Source organism: Haladaptatus caseinilyticus, from assembly GCF_026248685.1.
GTDB classification, from domain to species: Archaea; Halobacteriota; Halobacteria; order Halobacteriales; family Haladaptataceae; genus Haladaptatus; species Haladaptatus caseinilyticus.
In genome coordinates, this window is the sequence record NZ_CP111036.1 from 2,052,036 (window position 1) to 2,068,287 (window position 16,252).

At 61.4% G+C, this 16,252-nt stretch carries 19 protein-coding genes; 9 read left to right on the forward strand and 10 right to left on the reverse strand.

Going from position 1 to position 16,252, the window contains the following annotated elements; genetic code table 11:
* The first annotated feature begins 217 nt into the window (after window positions 1-217).
* Window positions 218-2,329 (forward strand): phosphoribosylformylglycinamidine synthase subunit PurL, encoded by a 2,112-nt coding sequence (gene purL / locus OOF89_RS11020; RefSeq protein ID WP_266076065.1) that lies wholly within the window; start codon window positions 218-220, stop codon window positions 2,327-2,329.
* Window positions 2,330-2,349: 20 nt separating this feature from the next.
* Here the strand turns inward: purL and OOF89_RS11025 are convergent, their stop codons facing one another.
* The gene (locus OOF89_RS11025) at window positions 2,350-2,505 is read right to left on the reverse strand and encodes a DUF7550 family protein (RefSeq protein ID WP_266076067.1); all 156 of its coding nucleotides are present in this window, start codon (window positions 2,503-2,505) and stop codon (window positions 2,350-2,352) included.
* Window positions 2,506-2,645: 140 nt separating this feature from the next.
* On the opposite strand from OOF89_RS11025, the gene hisF reads away from it, so the two are divergent.
* The gene (hisF, locus tag OOF89_RS11030; RefSeq protein WP_266076069.1) at window positions 2,646-3,461 is read left to right on the forward strand and encodes an imidazole glycerol phosphate synthase subunit HisF; all 816 of its coding nucleotides are present in this window, start codon (window positions 2,646-2,648) and stop codon (window positions 3,459-3,461) included.
* A gap of 56 nt (window positions 3,462-3,517) precedes the next feature.
* Here the strand turns inward: hisF and OOF89_RS11035 are convergent, their stop codons facing one another.
* From OOF89_RS11035 to coxB, 4 genes are all read right to left on the reverse strand, one after another.
* On the reverse strand, window positions 3,518-3,802 hold the full coding sequence (locus OOF89_RS11035) for a DNA-directed RNA polymerase subunit L (RefSeq protein ID WP_266076071.1): 285 nt from the start codon (window positions 3,800-3,802) through the stop codon (window positions 3,518-3,520).
* A gap of 110 nt (window positions 3,803-3,912) precedes the next feature.
* Window positions 3,913-4,167, reverse strand: coding sequence for a hypothetical protein (locus OOF89_RS11040; protein ID WP_266076073.1), 255 nt, complete (start codon window positions 4,165-4,167; stop codon window positions 3,913-3,915).
* Window positions 4,168-4,196: 29 nt separating this feature from the next.
* On the reverse strand, window positions 4,197-5,060 hold the full coding sequence (locus tag OOF89_RS11045; RefSeq protein ID WP_266076075.1) for a cytochrome c oxidase subunit 3: 864 nt from the start codon (window positions 5,058-5,060) through the stop codon (window positions 4,197-4,199).
* A 124-nt stretch (window positions 5,061-5,184) separates the two neighbouring features.
* On the reverse strand, window positions 5,185-5,967 hold the full coding sequence (gene coxB / locus OOF89_RS11050; RefSeq protein ID WP_266076077.1) for a cytochrome c oxidase subunit II: 783 nt from the start codon (window positions 5,965-5,967) through the stop codon (window positions 5,185-5,187).
* A gap of 106 nt (window positions 5,968-6,073) precedes the next feature.
* Between coxB and cyoE the strand changes: the two genes are divergently transcribed.
* Genes cyoE through OOF89_RS11070 form a run of 4 tightly spaced genes read left to right on the forward strand, consistent with a single transcriptional unit; the run spans window position 6,074 to window position 9,890 of the window.
* Complete coding sequence (cyoE, locus tag OOF89_RS11055) at window positions 6,074-7,453, forward strand: heme o synthase (RefSeq protein WP_266079771.1); 1,380 nt, start codon at window positions 6,074-6,076, stop codon at window positions 7,451-7,453.
* Window positions 7,450-8,112: a DUF7546 family protein gene (locus tag OOF89_RS11060; RefSeq protein ID WP_266076079.1), complete on the forward strand. Its 663-nt coding sequence runs from the start codon at window positions 7,450-7,452 to the stop codon at window positions 8,110-8,112. The genes cyoE and OOF89_RS11060 overlap by 4 nt, the downstream gene beginning before the upstream one ends.
* Window positions 8,113-8,154: 42 nt before the next feature.
* Window positions 8,155-9,093: an ABC transporter ATP-binding protein gene (locus tag OOF89_RS11065; protein ID WP_266076081.1), complete on the forward strand. Its 939-nt coding sequence runs from the start codon at window positions 8,155-8,157 to the stop codon at window positions 9,091-9,093.
* On the forward strand, window positions 9,090-9,890 hold the full coding sequence (locus tag OOF89_RS11070; RefSeq protein ID WP_266076082.1) for an ABC transporter permease: 801 nt from the start codon (window positions 9,090-9,092) through the stop codon (window positions 9,888-9,890). Before OOF89_RS11065 ends, OOF89_RS11070 begins: the two co-directional genes overlap by 4 nt.
* 13 nt (window positions 9,891-9,903) lie before the next feature.
* Here the strand turns inward: OOF89_RS11070 and OOF89_RS11075 are convergent, their stop codons facing one another.
* Both OOF89_RS11075 and OOF89_RS11080 read right to left on the reverse strand, forming a co-directional pair.
* Window positions 9,904-10,458 carry a hypothetical protein gene (locus tag OOF89_RS11075; RefSeq protein ID WP_266076083.1) on the reverse strand — a complete coding sequence of 185 codons (555 nt, stop codon included), beginning with the start codon at window positions 10,456-10,458 and terminating at the stop codon, window positions 9,904-9,906.
* Window positions 10,459-10,518: 60 nt separating this feature from the next.
* Window positions 10,519-11,106, reverse strand: a complete 588-nt coding sequence (locus tag OOF89_RS11080; protein ID WP_266076085.1) for a DUF420 domain-containing protein — start codon at window positions 11,104-11,106, stop codon at window positions 10,519-10,521.
* A 494-nt stretch (window positions 11,107-11,600) separates the two neighbouring features.
* Here OOF89_RS11080 and OOF89_RS11085 point away from each other — a divergent pair, with 494 nt between their 5' ends.
* The 3 genes from OOF89_RS11085 to OOF89_RS11095 are packed head-to-tail and all read left to right on the forward strand — an operon-like array spanning window position 11,601 to window position 13,995.
* The gene (locus OOF89_RS11085) at window positions 11,601-12,017 is read left to right on the forward strand and encodes a cobalamin B12-binding domain-containing protein (RefSeq protein ID WP_266076087.1); all 417 of its coding nucleotides are present in this window, start codon (window positions 11,601-11,603) and stop codon (window positions 12,015-12,017) included.
* Complete coding sequence (gene meaB / locus OOF89_RS11090) at window positions 12,014-13,012, forward strand: methylmalonyl Co-A mutase-associated GTPase MeaB (protein ID WP_266076089.1); 999 nt, start codon at window positions 12,014-12,016, stop codon at window positions 13,010-13,012. Before OOF89_RS11085 ends, meaB begins: the two co-directional genes overlap by 4 nt.
* Window positions 13,013-13,056: 44 nt before the next feature.
* A complete protein-coding gene (locus OOF89_RS11095; RefSeq protein WP_266076091.1) occupies window positions 13,057-13,995 on the forward strand; it encodes an alpha/beta fold hydrolase in 939 nt (312 codons plus the stop codon).
* Here the strand turns inward: OOF89_RS11095 and OOF89_RS11100 are convergent.
* The 3 genes from OOF89_RS11100 to OOF89_RS11110 all read right to left on the reverse strand — a co-directional run bounded on the left by OOF89_RS11100 (window position 13,972) and on the right by OOF89_RS11110 (window position 16,209).
* Complete coding sequence (locus OOF89_RS11100; protein ID WP_266076093.1) at window positions 13,972-14,343, reverse strand: Zn-ribbon domain-containing OB-fold protein; 372 nt, start codon at window positions 14,341-14,343, stop codon at window positions 13,972-13,974. The two genes, OOF89_RS11095 and OOF89_RS11100, sit on opposite strands and share 24 nt — an antisense overlap.
* A gap of 58 nt (window positions 14,344-14,401) precedes the next feature.
* Window positions 14,402-15,568: a thiolase C-terminal domain-containing protein gene (locus tag OOF89_RS11105; RefSeq protein WP_266076095.1), complete on the reverse strand. Its 1,167-nt coding sequence runs from the start codon at window positions 15,566-15,568 to the stop codon at window positions 14,402-14,404.
* Between the two features lie 374 nt (window positions 15,569-15,942).
* A complete protein-coding gene (locus OOF89_RS11110) occupies window positions 15,943-16,209 on the reverse strand; it encodes an HAH_0734 family protein (protein ID WP_266076097.1) in 267 nt (88 codons plus the stop codon).
* Window positions 16,210-16,252 lie beyond the last annotated feature (43 nt).

Below are 16,252 nucleotides of genomic sequence, written 5' to 3' on the forward strand. Positions count from 1 at the left end.
CTGCCTTCGACGATCGTCCTCGCTGAGGTAGTGACATGCTTTAGTGAAGAGGATGGCAGTTCTCTGTTACTCTTTTTCCGAACGAGTAGATAGGAGACCGACTGCCCGTGTCGCATCGGAAAGGGTGTCGAAGGTGGAGTACGAACGAACGCCACGTTCCAAGCACGTTTGTGCATATGGAAAGGCATTAATCTGCCCTGTCTGTACAGGACAGTGAATGAGTCTCTCCGAGTCCGACCGCAAACTGGTCGTTGCCGAGCTGGGCCGTGACCCGACTCCGGCCGAGGAAACGCTGTTCGAGAACCTCTGGAGCGAACACTGCGCATACCGGTCGTCACGCCCGCTGTTGTCGGCCTTCGATTCCGAAAGCGATGACGTCGTTATCGGCCCCGGTGACGATGCCGCCGTCGTCGCGCTAGATGAGAATACCTACATCACGATGGGTATCGAGAGCCACAATCACCCCTCCTACGTAGACCCCTACGACGGGGCGGCGACGGGTGTTGGCGGTATCGTCCGCGATACGCTATCGATGGGTGCGTATCCCATCGCGCTCGCGGATAGCCTCTACTTCGGCGGATTCGACCGCGAGCACTCCCGTTATCTGCTGGATGGTGTCGTGGAAGGTATCGCGGATTACGGCAACTCCATCGGCGTGCCGACCGTGACGGGAAGCACGCAGTTCCACCCCGATTACGAGGGGAATCCACTCGTCAACGTGGCCTGCGTTGGTTTGCTTTCGGCCGACCGCCTCGTCACGGCGAACGCGCAGAAACCGGGCAACAAACTCGTTCTCGTCGGCAATGCGACCGGCCGGGACGGCCTCGGCGGCGCGAGTTTCGCCAGCGAAGACCTCTCGGAGGACGCCGAAACGGAGGACCGGCCCGCGGTACAGGTCGGTGACCCGTATACGGAGAAACTGCTCATCGAGGCCAACGAGGAACTCGTAGACGGTACTCTCGTGGAGTCGGCTCGCGACCTCGGTGCGGCCGGACTCGGCGGCGCGTCCAGCGAACTCGTCGCCAAAGGGGGACTCGGTGCGACTATCGAACTCGACCGCGTCCACCAGCGCGAACCGAACATGAACGCCCTCGAAATCCTGCTCGCGGAGTCCCAGGAGCGCATGTGTTACGAAGTTCGGCCGGAAAACGTCGATGCCGTGGCCGACATTGCCGACAAGTACGACCTCGGGTGCTCGGTCATCGGCGACGTGACCGACGGGAACTACGTCTGCACCTTCGAGGGCGAGACGGTCGTGGACGTAGCCGCCGAATTCATCGGCGACGGTGCACCGATGAACGACCTGCCCGCGAACGAGCCGACCCAACCCGTCCGCGACCTGCCCGATTTCGACTTCGGCGAGGCGTTCGAGGCTGTCGTTGGCTCCCCCAACTGCGCGAGCAAACGGTGGGTCTACCGACAGTACGACCACGAGGTACAAGCCCGGACTGCGACACTCCCGGGCGACGACTCGGCAGTGATGGCGATTCGACGGGCCGGACTCGGTCTCGCGTTCTCGTCCGGCGCGAACCCCCACTGGACGACTACCGCGCCCTACGACGGCGCCCGTGCGGTCGCGCTGGAAAACGCGGCGAACCTGGCGGCGAAAGGCGCGACGCCGCTGGCCGCGGTAGACTGCCTGAACGGTGGTAATCCGGAAAAACCGGACGTATACGGCGGTTTCAAGGGAATCGTGGACGGCCTCGCGGACATGTGCAGCGAACTCGACGTTCCCGTCGTGGGTGGAAACGTTTCACTCTACAATGACTCCCCGAATGGCCCGATTCCGCCGACGCCGACGCTGGCAATGACGGGAACGACCGCGGACTACGATGCCCCGTCAGCCCAACTTTCCGGCGAGGGGACGCTTCTCCTCGTCGGCGAACCGTCCGGCGCGCTCGGCGGGTCGGAGTATTTGGCGCAGTTCGGTGGAAGCGATCGATTCCCCGAACTGCCACAGAACGCTTCGGATGTCGTCTCGGCGCTTTCCGCGGTCGCCACGCAGGACGATACGCTCGCGGTTCACGACGTGAGCGACGGCGGTCTCGCGGTAACGGTGGCAGAAATGGTTTCGGACGATGCAGGCGCGTCAGTTTCGGTTTCCGGTTCCGCAGAATCGCTGTTCAGTGAACTCCCCGGACGAGCCGTCATCGAGACGGCGACTCCCGACACAGTCATCGACGCCTTCGATGGTGTCGCACCCGTCACCGAACTCGGAACCGCTGACGATTCGGGTGTGCTCGAGATCGACATCGGCGGTGAAACGCGTCGCTGGTCGGCGAACGAAATAGCGGAACTACGGGACGTTATCGGTCGAGAACTGGAGTAGCGTTGCCGCTCCCCCGGAGATTAGAGCAATAGCGGAACGCCGAATACGACCGCGAGACCGATGACGGTGACGACCAGTCCGGTCGTCACTTGACTCATCGAGAACTCCTGCATCGGGGACGTTACGCGCTCCATTCCGTTGGAATGCTGTACCGGGTCGGTGTCTTGGCCAGTCATGTGGCGACATCGGTGTGCGCGATACTTCGGTGTATCGGTGTTCCGTTCGAACGTCGACGACACGTCTTTCGATTCTGATAGCCACTTGCTCCCTCAAACCGATTCCTTTTGACGACGGACTTCCTACCGTCAGCCACTCAATGACCCTCACGAAGCGAATCATCCCGTGTATCGACGTGGATTTGGACGACGATGGGAACCCCGCGGTGTACACCGGCGTCAACTTCGAGGATCTACAGTACACCGGTGACCCGGTAGAGATGGCCCGCCAGTACAACGAGGCGGGTGCGGACGAGTTCGTGTTTCTGGACATCACCGCGAGTGCGGACGGCAGGGAGACGATGCTCGACGTCGTTTCGAACGTCGCCGACGAGGTGTTCATCCCGCTGACCGTCGGCGGTGGCATCCGGACGCGCGAAGACATCAAAGAAACCCTCCGGGCGGGCGCGGACAAGGTCTCCATCAATACCGCCGCGCTGGAACGGCCGGAACTGGTGACGGAAGGCGCAACCGCGTTCGGCAGCCAGTGTATCGTCATCAGCGTGGACGCCCGCAGGCGGTTCGATGAACAGGGAGAACAGTACGAACAGGTCGAAGGCGAATCCTGCTGGTTCGAATGCACCGTCAAAGGTGGCAGGGAGGGAACAGATATCGACGTGGTCGAGTGGGCGAGGGAGGCTCAGTCGCGCGGCGCGGGCGAGTTGTTCGTCAACTCCATCGACGCGGACGGGACGAAGGACGGCTACGACGTGCCGCTGACGAGGGCTGTCTGCGATTCGGTTTCGACCCCGGTCATCGCCTCGTCTGGTTGCGGCGGCCCCGAGGACGCCTATGAGGTGTTCACCGAGGCGAACGCGGACGCGGCGCTCGCGGCATCCATCTTCCACTTCGGCGAATACTCGATTCGGGAGGTCAAGGAGTATCTCGCCGAGCGCGACGTGCCGGTTCGGTTGTAGTTCGGATGACGCTGTCGCTCACGTATCGAATTGAAAGCAGAGGATAAATCAGCCGGTTACGCCGCGGAGGTAAACGCGTCGCGGAAGGCGTTCGCTTTGTCTTTGACGTTCTGTGCGCCGGATTCCAGTGCGTCGAGGGGGTCCATACCGTCCTCGGTTTTCAGCGAGAGGATCGGGTCGGTCTGGCCACCGGACTGCTCGGGGTTCAGGTCGTAGGTAGCCGCCGCGACGCCCTCGGTTTCGAGGAGCGCACCCTTGAGCACGTTCATGAACGTGTGGTCTTCGCCCCCGATTTCTATCTGGAGTTCGGTGTCGCTCTTCTCGATAACCCGCAGTTCCATGCGCATTCTTTCTTTGTTGGCGCGTTTCAATCTTGCGAAGCGCGGGTTTCGCGTCGAAGCATGTTCAGTAGTCGTGACTCCATTATGGTGTGACGATTTTACTACACGGTTTAGTGGTGAACGACGGTTGCGGCGTCGAGACTGCGATCGCCGGTTCCAACCCCGCACCGCATGCGGGCGAGTGCGCCAGCGGTCGGCGCACTCGTCCGTGGCGTCCCCATACCTCCCCGGGTACTCGGACGGTTCGCGCGACGGGCACGAACCGTCCTCGTCGCACGTCCGGACATCCGTTCAGCTATCGGTAGAACTCCCCCTCGAACGAATTGCTGTTTTGAACTTCGAAACTGCGGACACTCGTCAGTCATCGATCGAAACGAAACGGGAAAGTAGCCGCTTAGAACTTGATTTCCGCGCCGGCGTACAGCACGACGACGAGGAAGATCCAGACGACGTCCACGAAGTGCCAGTACATCGAAACCGTCGTCACCGAGAGGTGGCGGTCGGCGGAGTACTGGCCGTAGAGCGCGCGGATGAAGACGATACCGATGAGCACCGCACCCATGGTAACGTGCAGTCCGTGGAGCCCGGTCAGACCGTAGAACGCGCTGTTGAACACGCCGCCCGTGAAAGTGAACCCTTCGTGGACGATGAACTCGTAATATTCGAGCACCTGTCCGCCGATGAAGACCGCTCCGAGGAGGAGCGTCGCCCCGAGTCCGGCGAGGAATCGGCTTCGGTTGTTCTTCCGAAGTTCGACGTGCGCCCAGTGGAGCGTGATGCTGCTCGCCACCAACAAAGCCGTGTTGATGAGCACGAGGTCGCCGAGGAGGTGCGGTAGTTCGTCACCCGTTGGGGGCCAGGCGCCCACGCGGATGAAGAAGAAATACACGAAGCCAGCGCTGAACGTCGCGATTTCTGACCCGAGGAACGCGACCATCCCCCAGCGAAGTGCGTTGATGCCTTTTTCTCGCGTGTCCCTGCTCCAGAAGTGTTTGACGAATGCGTGGTACACCCAGCCGTACAGTCCGGCGAGGAAGATCGCGGTGCTCCCGATGAACACCGCCGGGCCGATGGTTGGGCCGACGATGTTGGTTCCGCCGTGTCCGAGGACGAACAGTGCGGCACCGATGTAGAACCCTGCCCCACCGACCGCGGTGATGAAGGGCCACCACGACGCCTCGCCGAAGCCTTTCGGCCAGTCCTCGACGGCCGGGAGGTGATGGCCGTGCTCCTCTGTCGAATCGTCCGTTACCGTCATACTGAGAGGGTTACGGGCCGACTACTAAAAATGCACCCAAAACCCTTCGCTGATATCCGCGGAGGTTTCAGAGAAGCGATATCAACGCGACCGCTAATCGATGGAAATCGACAAAAAGGGAGGTTCAGGCCGACGCAGTCGTGGTGGTCGTGGTGCTGTTGCCACCTGAACTGCTGTTGTTGCCGCCGCTTTGGCTGTCTTTCTTCTGTTCCTGGAGCCACTGCTGGTACTCGCTTTGGGAGACGACTTTGACCTTCCCCAACATACTGGAGTGGCCGACACCACAGTACTCAGCGCAGTAGAGCTGATAGGTGCCTTCCTCCGTCGGCTTCGTCTTGATGACGTTGTGCTGGTTCGGGATGGCGTCCTGTTTCAGACCGAGTTGTGGGGCATGGAAGGCGTGAAGCCAGTCCTTGGAGGTGATATTGAGATACACCGGGCGGTCCTTCGGAATGACCATCTCACCCGACGTGGACACGTTTTCACCTTTGTAGTTGAAGTTCCAGATGTACTTTTCGGCGACGACTTCCACTTGGACCGCGTTACCTTCGATCTGTTTCGCGTCCTCGGGCGTCGTGGTGACGTACTCGTTCGCCATCACGCCGTAGGAGGCATAGCCGACGAACAGCAGGACGATTGCGGTGGCGACCGTCCACGTGATTTCGAGTCGTCGGTTCTCCTTCGTCGGGAGCGGGTTCTCGTTGTTGCGGAACTTCCACACGGTGTAGATGAGGATACCCTCGACGAGCACCGTGATGGGAATCGCCGCGTACAGCAACTGAGTGTTCAGTGTCCGGATGAGTCTCTCGGTCGTCGAACTGTAGCCCTGTGCCAGCACGGGGTCCACAGCGACCGAAAGAAGCGCCGCGCCGAGCACCGAGACGAACGCTATCCGCTTGGAATCCATATGCTCTAAGCTTAGGAAACGGCCCATAAATATGTGCTGTCTTTGTCGTCGTGGTAAGTCGGATGGTCTAAGTACGCGGGACCATAACCGTCGGACAACGGTGGCACTGCAGGGTCCCTCTTCACGTCGGTTCGAACGCGCGCTGACAGCGACCGCAGTCGGCGTCTATTTGCTCGTCGTCGTCGGAGCGACGACGTCGCTCACGGACGCCGCGACTGCCTGTCCGACGTGGCCCGCCTGCAACGGCCACTGGGTCGTCCCGCTGGACGACCCGAAACTCGCTATCGCGTGGGGGCACCGCGTCGCCGCGCTCGTCGTCGGGGTGCTGTTGCTCGCGACGACGCTGTTCGCGTGGATACGTGACTCACAGAAACGCGTTCAGCTTTCGCTCGCCACCTCGGCCGTGCTATATCCGATACAGGTCGGTTTGGGCGCGATCGCGGCGACGACGGTGACGACGACCGTCCTCACCGCGAGCCATCTCGTCATCGGAATGGCCATCTTCTCCGGAATCGTTCTCGCGCTCGCGTGGACGCTCGAACCGGAAACGAAGGACGGCCCGGTCGAGATGGGCGTCGAGCAGCAACCCGCGGATGTTTCGCCGACTCCGGAGTCGCTGTCGGGCATCAAAGCGACCGCCTACGCGTATTTCCGACTGATGAAGCCGCGGTTGATGTGGCTCCTGTGTCTCGTCGCCTCGGCGGGGATGGCGCTCGCGGCAGGGCCGGACCTCGAGGTCGGTACCGTCGTCGCAACGCTTACCGGGGGCGTCCTCTCCATCGGCGCGAGCGGGACGTTCAACCACGTGCTCGAACGTGACGTCGACAAACGAATGAATCGAACCGCAGACCGTCCCGCCGCAACGTCCCAAATTCCGGTTCGGAACGCGGTGGCGTTCGGCGTCCTCCTGTCCATCGCCTCGCTTGCCGTCTTCCTTTCGGTGAACGTCCTCGTCGCGGTGTTCGGACTGACGGCCATCGTGTTCTACAGCGTCGTGTACACGCTCCTGCTGAAACCAAACACGGTACAGAACACGGTCATCGGCGGACTCGCCGGGTCCCTTCCAGCGCTCATCGGATGGGCCGCGGTCACGAACGGTGTCGGTCTTCCAGCGTTGGTGCTCGCGGGCGTCATCTTCCTTTGGACGCCGGCGCACTTCTACAACCTCGCGTTGGCGTACAAAGACGACTACGCACGCGGTGGCTTCCCGATGATGCCCGTCGTTCGCGGGGAAGCCGAAACCCGGAAACACATCCTACTGTGGTTGGGTGCGACCCTCCTCGCCGCGGGCGGCCTCGCCACGGTAACGACGTTGAGTTGGACGTACGCGGCCACGACGGTCGTTTTCGGCGCCGTGTTTCTGTTGGCAGTCGTCAAACTCCACCACGACCGCGACGAAAAAGCGGCCTTCCGTTCGTTCCACGCGTCGAACGCCTATCTCGGGTCGCTCCTCGTCGCCATCGTCGTCGATGCACTCGTCCTATGAGCACCCAGTTCGCACGATTCCGACCGAGCGGTGAAACGCTGTTGTGGGGAGCCGTGGTGCTGAACGCCGAGCTGTTCACCCTCGTTTTCTACTTCGCCACCTCGAATCACACCGGTGGCCAACTCCGCTACCTCCTCTATCCGTTCATCTGGATCAACGTCGCGCTGTTCGCGGTTTGGAAGACGAATCCGATCGCGCGAAACGACCGCGACCGACTCGTCGGTCTCGGTATCGCGGCGGCGTACTTCCTCGTTTTAGGGTACGTCGGTGGCCTGTTCGGTCCCGCTCACTCGGTCCCAGGGGTACCATCGGGCGGCTTTCGAATCTCGTGGCTTCCGCCGGGATGGGGCCCGGCCTTGCTCTATCACGGGGACCTGCTCCGCCTGTCGATTCTCCCGTTCAAACTCGTCGGCTACCTCGCCCTCGCGTATCTCGTCTACGCGACCGTTTTGGATGCGGCCGGATCCGCACTATCGGGCGTCCTGGGCCTGTTTTCGTGCGTGAGTTGCACGTGGCCCGTCGTGGCTTCCCTCGTCACGGGCATCGCCGGGGCGGGGTCGGGTCTCGCCACGATGGTCGCGTCGGGGTCATACGATATCTCGACGGCCGTCTTCGTCGTTACCGTCGCCCTGCTATACTGGCGGCCGACGGTTCGGTGAACGAATCGAACACCTTACCTGCAAACGAGAACAACGTCCGCTATGACCGACACACTCGTCGCCGAGAACCTTCGGAAGCGATACGGCGACACCGTCGCGCTGGACGGCGTCTCACTCTCGGTCGGTGCGGGCGAAGTGTTCGCGCTCATCGGGCCGAACGGAGCGGGAAAAACGACCCTCGTTCGGTCGCTGACGGGGACGACGGACCCCGACGAAGGAAGTGTCTCCGTCCTCGGAGGGTCGCCCGCTGATATGGACAAATCACGGGTTGGCCTACTCCCCCAATCCTTCGACCCGCCCGCCCGACTCTCCGCGCGGGAACTCGTTCGCTACTACGCGGGCCTGTACGACGACTCCCGCGATGCGGACGAGGCCCTCGCCGACGTGGGGCTCGCGAATACCGGCGACACGTGGTACGAAAACCTATCGGGCGGGCAACAACGGCGCGCTTGCGTCGCCGCCACGCTCGTTAACGACCCGGACGTGCTCTTTCTGGACGAACCGACGACCGGCATCGACCCCGCCGGACGGCGCGCGCTCTGGTCGCTCGTCGAGGATCTCGCCGAGGGGGGAACGACCGTCTTTCTGACGACACACTACATGGCTGAAGCCGAGCGACTCGCTGACCGCGTCGGTCTGTTGGCCAACGGCGAACTCGTCGCCGTCGGCACGCCCGAGTCGCTCATCACCGACCACGGTGGGGAAAGCCGACTCGTGGTGGAAACCGACGCCCGGCGGAGCGCTATCGAAACGCAGTTCACGATAGAGGAAACCGAGTCCGGGTTGGTGTTCGACGGCGTTACGCCGGGGGACATCGGCGATGTCGTATCGGATCTGAATCAGCGCGATATCGACTACGGGGCGTTGACGTGGACAGAACCCGACTTGGAGGACGTGTATCTCCGATTGACGGGTGCATCGCTCGGTCCGGAAGTCACCAGAAAAGCCGGACAAACCGCCATCGTGGGAGGCGACCGATGACCTCGCTCGGACGGGTTCGTTCGGAAGCAGGAGCAGCGTGGCGGTCGTTCCTTCGACGGCGGACTGCCGTCTTTTTCACGTTCTTCTTCCCGGTCATCCTCATCCTCATCTTCGCGGTACTGGTACAGACCAATCCGGGTGACGGTGGGTCGGGCGGTGGCATATTCGCGGAACCACCTGCCTACTATCTACCCGGCTATCTCGCCGTCGTCGTGCTGTTCACGCCCCTCTCGCGTGTCGGGAGTTCGGTGTCGCGGCATCGGGAGTCGAACCGGTTCGAGAAGTTGGCGACCACGCCCCTCACGCGGGCGGAGTGGCTGATGGCACACACGCTCGTCAACGTCGTTATCATCGGTTTCGCGGGCCTCATCATCCTCGCGCTGATGGCGCTCGTGACGAATGCCGGCGTCTCGTTTGCGGTACTGCCAGCAGTTGCCGTCTTCGTCGCGCTGGCAGTCGCACTCTTTTGCGGCGTCGGCGCGCTTCTCGGTAGTCTTGCCGGGTCGCAGGACGGTGTTATCGCGGCGAGCAACGCGATCGCGCTTCCGCTTTTATTCCTGTCGAACACGTTCGTCACACCGAACCTCCTGCCGGGATGGTTCAGACCGGTGATGAACCTCTCGCCGTTGACCTACTTCGCGCGTGGTGTCCGGGATTTGACTTACGATGCACCCTCGGCAGCGGTAGTCGGTGGGTCGAGCCCCCTCGATGGATGGACGGTCAATTTGCTCGTGCTCGCCGTGCTGTCTGTGGTGTTCTTCGCCGCCGGAGCACGCGTGATTCCCCAGACGGATTAGTTCGGAACGAATTTCAATTCGTCTCCGTTTCCAATTCCCGGTCGATTTCGGCACGGAGATTCGCTTTTTCGGTTCGGAGTTTGCCGATTCGAATCCCTTTCCAGCGGAGCAGTTCGATCGCTTGCTCCGCGCTGGATCCGGTCGGAAATTCGATTTCCGTGGTATCGACGTTCTCGAACTCGCCATGGACGACTTCGAGTTTCTTCGGGTCGCTTTTGTGCTCGACTTTCCGGATGGTTCTGAGCGGAATCGAGATACCACTACGAAACCGTTTGTTCACAAATCGCAATCCGCCAGCTACGAAATGGACGAGAACGGCGGAAAGGAGAAACCCCATGGAAACCAGTTCGCCGGAGAACTCGAGCGGGTCATTGAGAATCTGTCCGAACGTTATCGTCGCGAAGAGATTCGAGAACAGAAACCATCCTTTCTGCAGCCTATCTTTCCCCTTCCAATTGTCGAGATACTGGGCTCGGATGATGCCCTTGGGTGTCGTCCGAACGTGAAGCTCGCCGCTTTGGATGCTGAGCGTTCCACTCTGCGTCGGCACTCCATCACGGCTCGTCATCTCTCGCGTTTTATCCTCTATAGGTTTAAAATTGCTGAGCTATCGAGAAAAAGTGCCGCGTCAGGCCGGAATTTCCCAATGGTAGATGTGGTTCAACATCACGTAGGTGACGACACCGAGGACGAGCGAGACGATCCACGCCGAAGCGGCGATTCGACCGACCTTCGCGTGGGCCGTCTGTTTCAGTTCTGCGGGGGTGTGCGTCAACCCGAGGACGAGGGCGAACAGCACGACCGGCACCGAAACGACGGAGAGGATGATGTGAACTGCGAGCATGATGAGGTACGCGTAGTACGGGAATCCGTCCACGAGGATGTGTTTCTCGCCGCCCGCACCGCCGACTTTCGTCAGGTAGAGCACGAGGAAAACGATGATGAGGCTGAAAGCGGTCAGCATCGCGGCGCGGTGTTTTTTGACCGCACCTTTGCGAATCCAGTACCAGCCGAGAACGAGCGAGACGGTCGCGACGCTGTTGACGACCGCGATGGCATCCGAGAGCAGGTTTACGGTCTCGATGCTGATGTCCGGATAGATCGGGATCATCCCCGCGAAGGTGCCGAGGACGAGCACGTACCCGACTGCCGAGAGTACTGCTGTTACCTTTACTGGACTCTCCCGCGCGCGCTGTCGTGCGTCCGCCGTGGCCATGCGCGAGGGTTAGGAGCGATGGGGTAAGGTGGCTTCGCTTCTCCGCTGAGCGGCTCGTTCTCAGTCGGAAGGTTGCACCGGCGCGTTTCCACGAACGACGAGCGGAAGTGGGGCGTGAGTGCAAGCCCGCGTTTGCAGCGAGGAGTGGACAGACCGCGGTGGATGATCTCGGCGGATGAAGGGCGATCGGCCGTCCGGAGTGAGAGGCGGAAAATCGAGAATTGCCCCGTCACACGGGACGAGGTACGGTCTTCCGTACTTTGGTTCACTTCGCTCACGAGGACCTCACACGCTGAAGACACGGGCCTTCTGCGGTGAACTCCGCAGGTTTCTGCCAGCGCCATCGTCGCTTGACGACTCGTGCTATCACAATGTTTCGAAATCGTGCCGAAAGTCGCTTCGTTCCACTCTATCAACCCGACTTGCGCTTAAACAATTGCGGTTTCACACGTATTTCCGTTAAAGTGAAACCCGAACGCGGGGAAGGGTGGTGTATGAGCACAGATCAGGAATCGCAGTCGGTTCGCTGTCTCGTCGCGAAGGTCGGCCTCGACGGTCACGACCGCGGCGCACACGTCATCGCCCGCGCCTTCCGCGACGCCGGATTCGAAGTCATCTACTCGGGTCTCCACAACGCACCCGACGAAATCGTACAGGCCGCAGTGCAGGAGGACGTGAACGTCCTCGGAATCTCGATTCTCTCGGGCGCACACGATACGCTCGTCCCGAAAATCATCGACGGCCTCAAAGAGTACGACGCCTTCGAGGATACGCTCATTCTCGTCGGCGGTGTCGTTCCCGACGACGACAAGGAGGAACTCAAGGAACTCGGCGTCGCGGAGGTGTTCGGTCCGGGCACGCCAATGGAAGAGACTATTCAGTTCGTCCGTGAAAACGCGCCCGAACGATGAGCGCGAAGCACGCCGATTTGCTTGCCGACCTCCTCGACGGAAAACACCGGGCCCTGGCCCGCGTCATTACGAAAATCGAGAACCGCGACCCGGGCTACCGTGACCTCGTCTCGGAACTTCACGACCACACCGGCCACGCCGACGTTATCGGCATTACTGGCAGCCCAGGCGCTGGAAAATCGACCCTCGTGGACAAGGTGGCGAACTACTATCGTGATCGCGGCGAGACGGTGGGCGTCATCGCGATCGACCCCTCGTCGCCGTTTACCGGCGGGGCCGTGCTCGGCGACCGGATTCGCATGGCCAGCAACGTCGGCGACATGGACGTCTTTTTCCGGTCGATGAGCGCCCGTGGCAGTCTCGGTGGCCTCTCCACCGCGACGACGGATGCCGTAAAAGCACTCGACGCCTTCGGAAAGGACAAAATCATCGTGGAAACGGTCGGTGCCGGTCAGAACGAAATCGATATCGTGAAAACCGCGGATACGGTCGCGGTGCTGGTACCGCCCGAGAGCGGTGACAACGTCCAGATGCTCAAGGCAGGTATCCTCGAAATCGCCGACGTGTTCGTCGTGAACAAAGCCGACCTCCCGGGTGCGGATCGCGCAGTATCCGACCTCAAGGAGATGGTCCACATGCGCGGCCACGAACCGACACCCGAGTTCGGCGACGACGTGGAGGGCTACGACTGGACGCCGGACGTCATCGAAACGATCGCAAAGGAAGGGGACGGCGTCATTGAGTTCGTCGACCTCCTCGATGAACACCACGAACTGCTCGAAGCGACGGGCATGCTCGAAGCGAAGGCTCGAACGCGCTACGCCGAGGAAATCCGAGCACTCCTGCGCGAGGATGCGAACCGTCTCGTCGCCGAGGAAATCGAGTCACACGGCGGTATGGCAGACCTGGTCGAAGCCGTTTTCGAGCGAACAACGGATCCCTACTCCGTTGTCGACGAGGTAATGTCGCCCATCGAGGACTGCCTACATGATTGAATTCTGGCACAATCGATAAACCCATCCGGCCCGCTTTTCTACGTATGAAACTCCGACGACTCGCCACTGTTACTGCTAGTGGGCTTGGGCTTACGGCGCTGATCAACAAGACGCTCACGGAACGTGCCGAACCCCTCGACCCACCACTGGACGGGCACCAAGGTACCTATCGATGGAGAGGGTTCGACGTTGCTTACACCGAGGCGGGCGACCCGGACGATCCGGACGTGCTCCTTCTGCACGGGCTTCATGCGGCCGCGACGAACAAGGAGTTCGATGGGATCTTCCAACAGCTTGCGACCAAGTACCACGTCATCGCACCCGACCTGCCGGGCTTTGGTCGCTCCTCGCGTCCGCCGGTCGATTACTCGGCATCGCTGTACACGTCGTTCGTCACGGATTTTGCCGAGGACATGACCGACGACGCGATCTGCCTCGCGTCGTCGCTATCGGGGTCGTATGCCACACTCGTACAGAACGAGACGGGTGCATTCTCGCGGTTGGAACTGATCTGTCCGACCGCCGACACCGGGCCACGCCGGGGCTGGCTTCGAGCGCTTCTTCGCTCGCCACTGCTCGGTACGGGCCTGTTCAACGCCCTCGCCAGCAAACGCTCGATTCGCCGGTTCAACGAGCGCGACGGCTACTTCAGCGAAGCGTCGTATACGGAAAAGGACGTGGAGTTCGAATGGCAAACGTCCCACCAACCTGGCGCGCGATTCGCACCTGCATCGTTCGTGTCGGGCCATCTGAACCCAGATATCGACCTCGGTGACGAACTCGCGCAGGTGACCGTGCCGGTCACCTTAGTCTGGGGGCGGAATGCGAAGGTCACGCCGCTCGAAGACGGCCAAGCACTCGCAGACGAGGGTGATACCCGCCTCGTCGTTTTCGACGAGGCGCGACTCCTCCCGCACGTCGAACACCCCGGTCCGTTCTTGGACGTGTTGTTCGACGAACTAGCGCCGCTCGAACCGCAGTAATCGGTCGCCAGTCGTTTCCGATTCGCCGATTTTTACCGAAACGTCGGTTCCGACTTCGACATCATCGTCCGCGACGCCGGTCAGTCGAACGGGACCGAATTTAGCGACGGCGGTGGTGTACGGTACGTCATCCGCGAACGACGGTGCAGCGACGTGTACCACGGTGTACGTCTCGACGGTTCCCGCTTCCGGAAGCGGCGTCGTTTCGAGGTCGGTCGCGCCGCATTCGGGACAGATTCGACGCGGTGGTAGGGAGCCGTGACCGTTCCCACATTCGAGGAAGTATCCGTCTCCCCCGGCAATCGCATCGAGCCATTCGTCGTAGCCCGCGTTCTCGTGATCGCTCATCACTCATTCACCTCCGGAGCGGAGCCCTGGCGTACTCTCGTTCGCTCGCAGTGCTCGCTCACGAGACCACCTCCAACACGTGCACGGTCGCACTGGCAACCGTGCCACCCGCGTTGTGCGTCACGCCGGTTTTCGCGTCCGGAACGGAATCGCTGTTCGGATGATCGCCGCGGAGGATGCGAGTCATCTCGACGAGTTGGCTCGTACCGGTCGCGCCGACCGGGTGGCCTTTCGCCTTCAGGCCGCCGGAAAGATTGATCGGGCGGTCGCCGTCGCGGGTCGTTTCACCGCGGCGGGCCGCACCGATTGCTTCGCCGGGGGCGTAGAAGTCGAGCGCTTCGAGCGCGAGGACCTCCGCGATGGTGAAACAGTCGTGGACCTCGGCTACGTCCACGTCGCCCGCGTCGATCCCTGCTTCCGCGTACGCCTCTTCTGCGGCCTCCTCCGCGGCGGGCGAACGAGCGAGATAGTCTCGCCCTTGGAGCGCCATTCGGTCGCCACCCTGTCCGGTACCCGTGATGGAAACCGGCGCGTCGAGGCCGTGTTCTTCGGCGTACTCGTCGCTGACGAGCACCGCGGCGGATGCACCGTCCGTGATAGGACACGCGTCGAACAAACCGAGCGGTTCCGCGATCATCGGGGCATCGAGCGCCTGCTCGATGCTGATTTCGTTCTGGAACTGTGCGTGCTCGTTCGGCAGGGCGTGCTCGTGGTTTTTGACCGCGATATGTGCCAAATCCTCCCGCGATCCGCCAAACTCGTCGAAGTAGGCACGAGCCATCAACGCGTAGGCACCGGGGAACGTCATCCCGGCACGGACCTCGTAGAGGTCATCCGCCGCGATGGCGAGGGCTTCCGTCGTCCCCGCGGTTCCGAGGTTGTTCATTCGCTCCGCGCCGCCGACGAGCAAGGCGTCGGCTTCGCCGTTCCGTACGTCCTTGACGGCCTGTCGAATCGCAACCCCGCTGGATGCACACGCGCTTTCGTAGCGCGTCGCAGGTGCACGAACTCCCGCGGCCTCGGCCATCAGCGGCCCTTGGTGGCCCTGATGCTCGGCCAGTTCGCCCATGAAATTGCCGTAGTAGAGTGCTTCGATATCGTCGTGGGAGACGCCGCTATCGGCGAATGCGTGCTCGCTCGCTTCGGCGAAAAGATCCCTGCCTGTTCGCTCGGGATGTTTCCCGAAGTGGGTGAGACCGACTCCCGCAATCCGAACGCCTGTCATACTCGAACGTATGAGCGGCGCGGTTAAGAAAGCCACTCCTTTCGGTTTCAGGGCGAATGTCAATGGATTTCGTTTAGTATTTGACCGAAGTAACTGACCGAATGGGCAGTTCGGAACCGGTATCCTTCCTCAGGAACGTTCGAATTACAATAGCTCGGAAAGGAAAACGCGATTTTCAACCCGTCGGTGAGAGCGTATCTGGGGATAGTAGCTGTTCGTCGTGACGAACGGACCGCTCGACGCACCTCCTTCCCGACTCGAACGACAACTATTTCGAATGCTTCCGACAGTCCATGACGTCATCGACCGGCGGATTTCGGGAAGGTGTAGAGATACCAAAAACGGAGAAAAAAGCACCGAACGGACGTTCGCGGTTAGACCGCGAGTTCGTCCGCGTGCTTGACGACTTCGACCGCTCCGGCGTCGATGGATTCCGTGTCGAGCCAGTGGGGAACGTAGTTCCGTGTCTCGAAGTCCTCTCGCTCGGCTTCGGTTCCGATGACACACCAGAGTTGGGGCTCGTCCGGACCATGCCAGTCGCCCTGTCGAGTAACGGAGAAGCAGACCTGTTCTTCGTCGTCGTATTCGATGATGGCGTTCTTGCGAATGCCGGGGTCCCCGTGGATGATGAGCCGCTTCATACCCGACGATTCGGAAGGCGGTCAATTAAGCGCTTCGAAGGGT

Excerpts from the sequence above, each read along its gene's own strand:
- meaB (WP_266076089.1), top strand. The coding sequence starts at position 12,014 with ATGAGCGCGAAGCACGCCGATTTGCTTGCCGACCTCCTCGACGGAAAA.
- OOF89_RS11035 (WP_266076071.1), bottom strand. The coding sequence starts at position 3,802 with ATGGAACTGCGGGTTATCGAGAAGAGCGACACCGAACTCCAGATAGAA.
- OOF89_RS11025 (WP_266076067.1), bottom strand. The coding sequence starts at position 2,505 with ATGACTGGCCAAGACACCGACCCGGTACAGCATTCCAACGGAATGGAG.
- OOF89_RS11075 (WP_266076083.1), bottom strand. The coding sequence starts at position 10,458 with ATGACGAGCCGTGATGGAGTGCCGACGCAGAGTGGAACGCTCAGCATC.
- hisF (WP_266076069.1), top strand. The coding sequence starts at position 2,646 with ATGACCCTCACGAAGCGAATCATCCCGTGTATCGACGTGGATTTGGAC.
- purL (WP_266076065.1), top strand. The coding sequence starts at position 218 with ATGAGTCTCTCCGAGTCCGACCGCAAACTGGTCGTTGCCGAGCTGGGC.
- OOF89_RS11110 (WP_266076097.1), bottom strand. The coding sequence starts at position 16,209 with ATGAAGCGGCTCATCATCCACGGGGACCCCGGCATTCGCAAGAACGCC.
- OOF89_RS11105 (WP_266076095.1), bottom strand. The coding sequence starts at position 15,568 with ATGACAGGCGTTCGGATTGCGGGAGTCGGTCTCACCCACTTCGGGAAA.
- OOF89_RS11100 (WP_266076093.1), bottom strand. The coding sequence starts at position 14,343 with ATGAGCGATCACGAGAACGCGGGCTACGACGAATGGCTCGATGCGATT.
- OOF89_RS11060 (WP_266076079.1), top strand. The coding sequence starts at position 7,450 with ATGAGCACCCAGTTCGCACGATTCCGACCGAGCGGTGAAACGCTGTTG.
- OOF89_RS11080 (WP_266076085.1), bottom strand. The coding sequence starts at position 11,106 with ATGGCCACGGCGGACGCACGACAGCGCGCGCGGGAGAGTCCAGTAAAG.
- coxB (WP_266076077.1), bottom strand. The coding sequence starts at position 5,967 with ATGGATTCCAAGCGGATAGCGTTCGTCTCGGTGCTCGGCGCGGCGCTT.
- OOF89_RS11045 (WP_266076075.1), bottom strand. The coding sequence starts at position 5,060 with ATGACGGTAACGGACGATTCGACAGAGGAGCACGGCCATCACCTCCCG.
- OOF89_RS11085 (WP_266076087.1), top strand. The coding sequence starts at position 11,601 with ATGAGCACAGATCAGGAATCGCAGTCGGTTCGCTGTCTCGTCGCGAAG.
- OOF89_RS11070 (WP_266076082.1), top strand. The coding sequence starts at position 9,090 with ATGACCTCGCTCGGACGGGTTCGTTCGGAAGCAGGAGCAGCGTGGCGG.
- OOF89_RS11040 (WP_266076073.1), bottom strand. The coding sequence starts at position 4,167 with ATGACTGACGAGTGTCCGCAGTTTCGAAGTTCAAAACAGCAATTCGTT.
- OOF89_RS11065 (WP_266076081.1), top strand. The coding sequence starts at position 8,155 with ATGACCGACACACTCGTCGCCGAGAACCTTCGGAAGCGATACGGCGAC.
- OOF89_RS11095 (WP_266076091.1), top strand. The coding sequence starts at position 13,057 with ATGAAACTCCGACGACTCGCCACTGTTACTGCTAGTGGGCTTGGGCTT.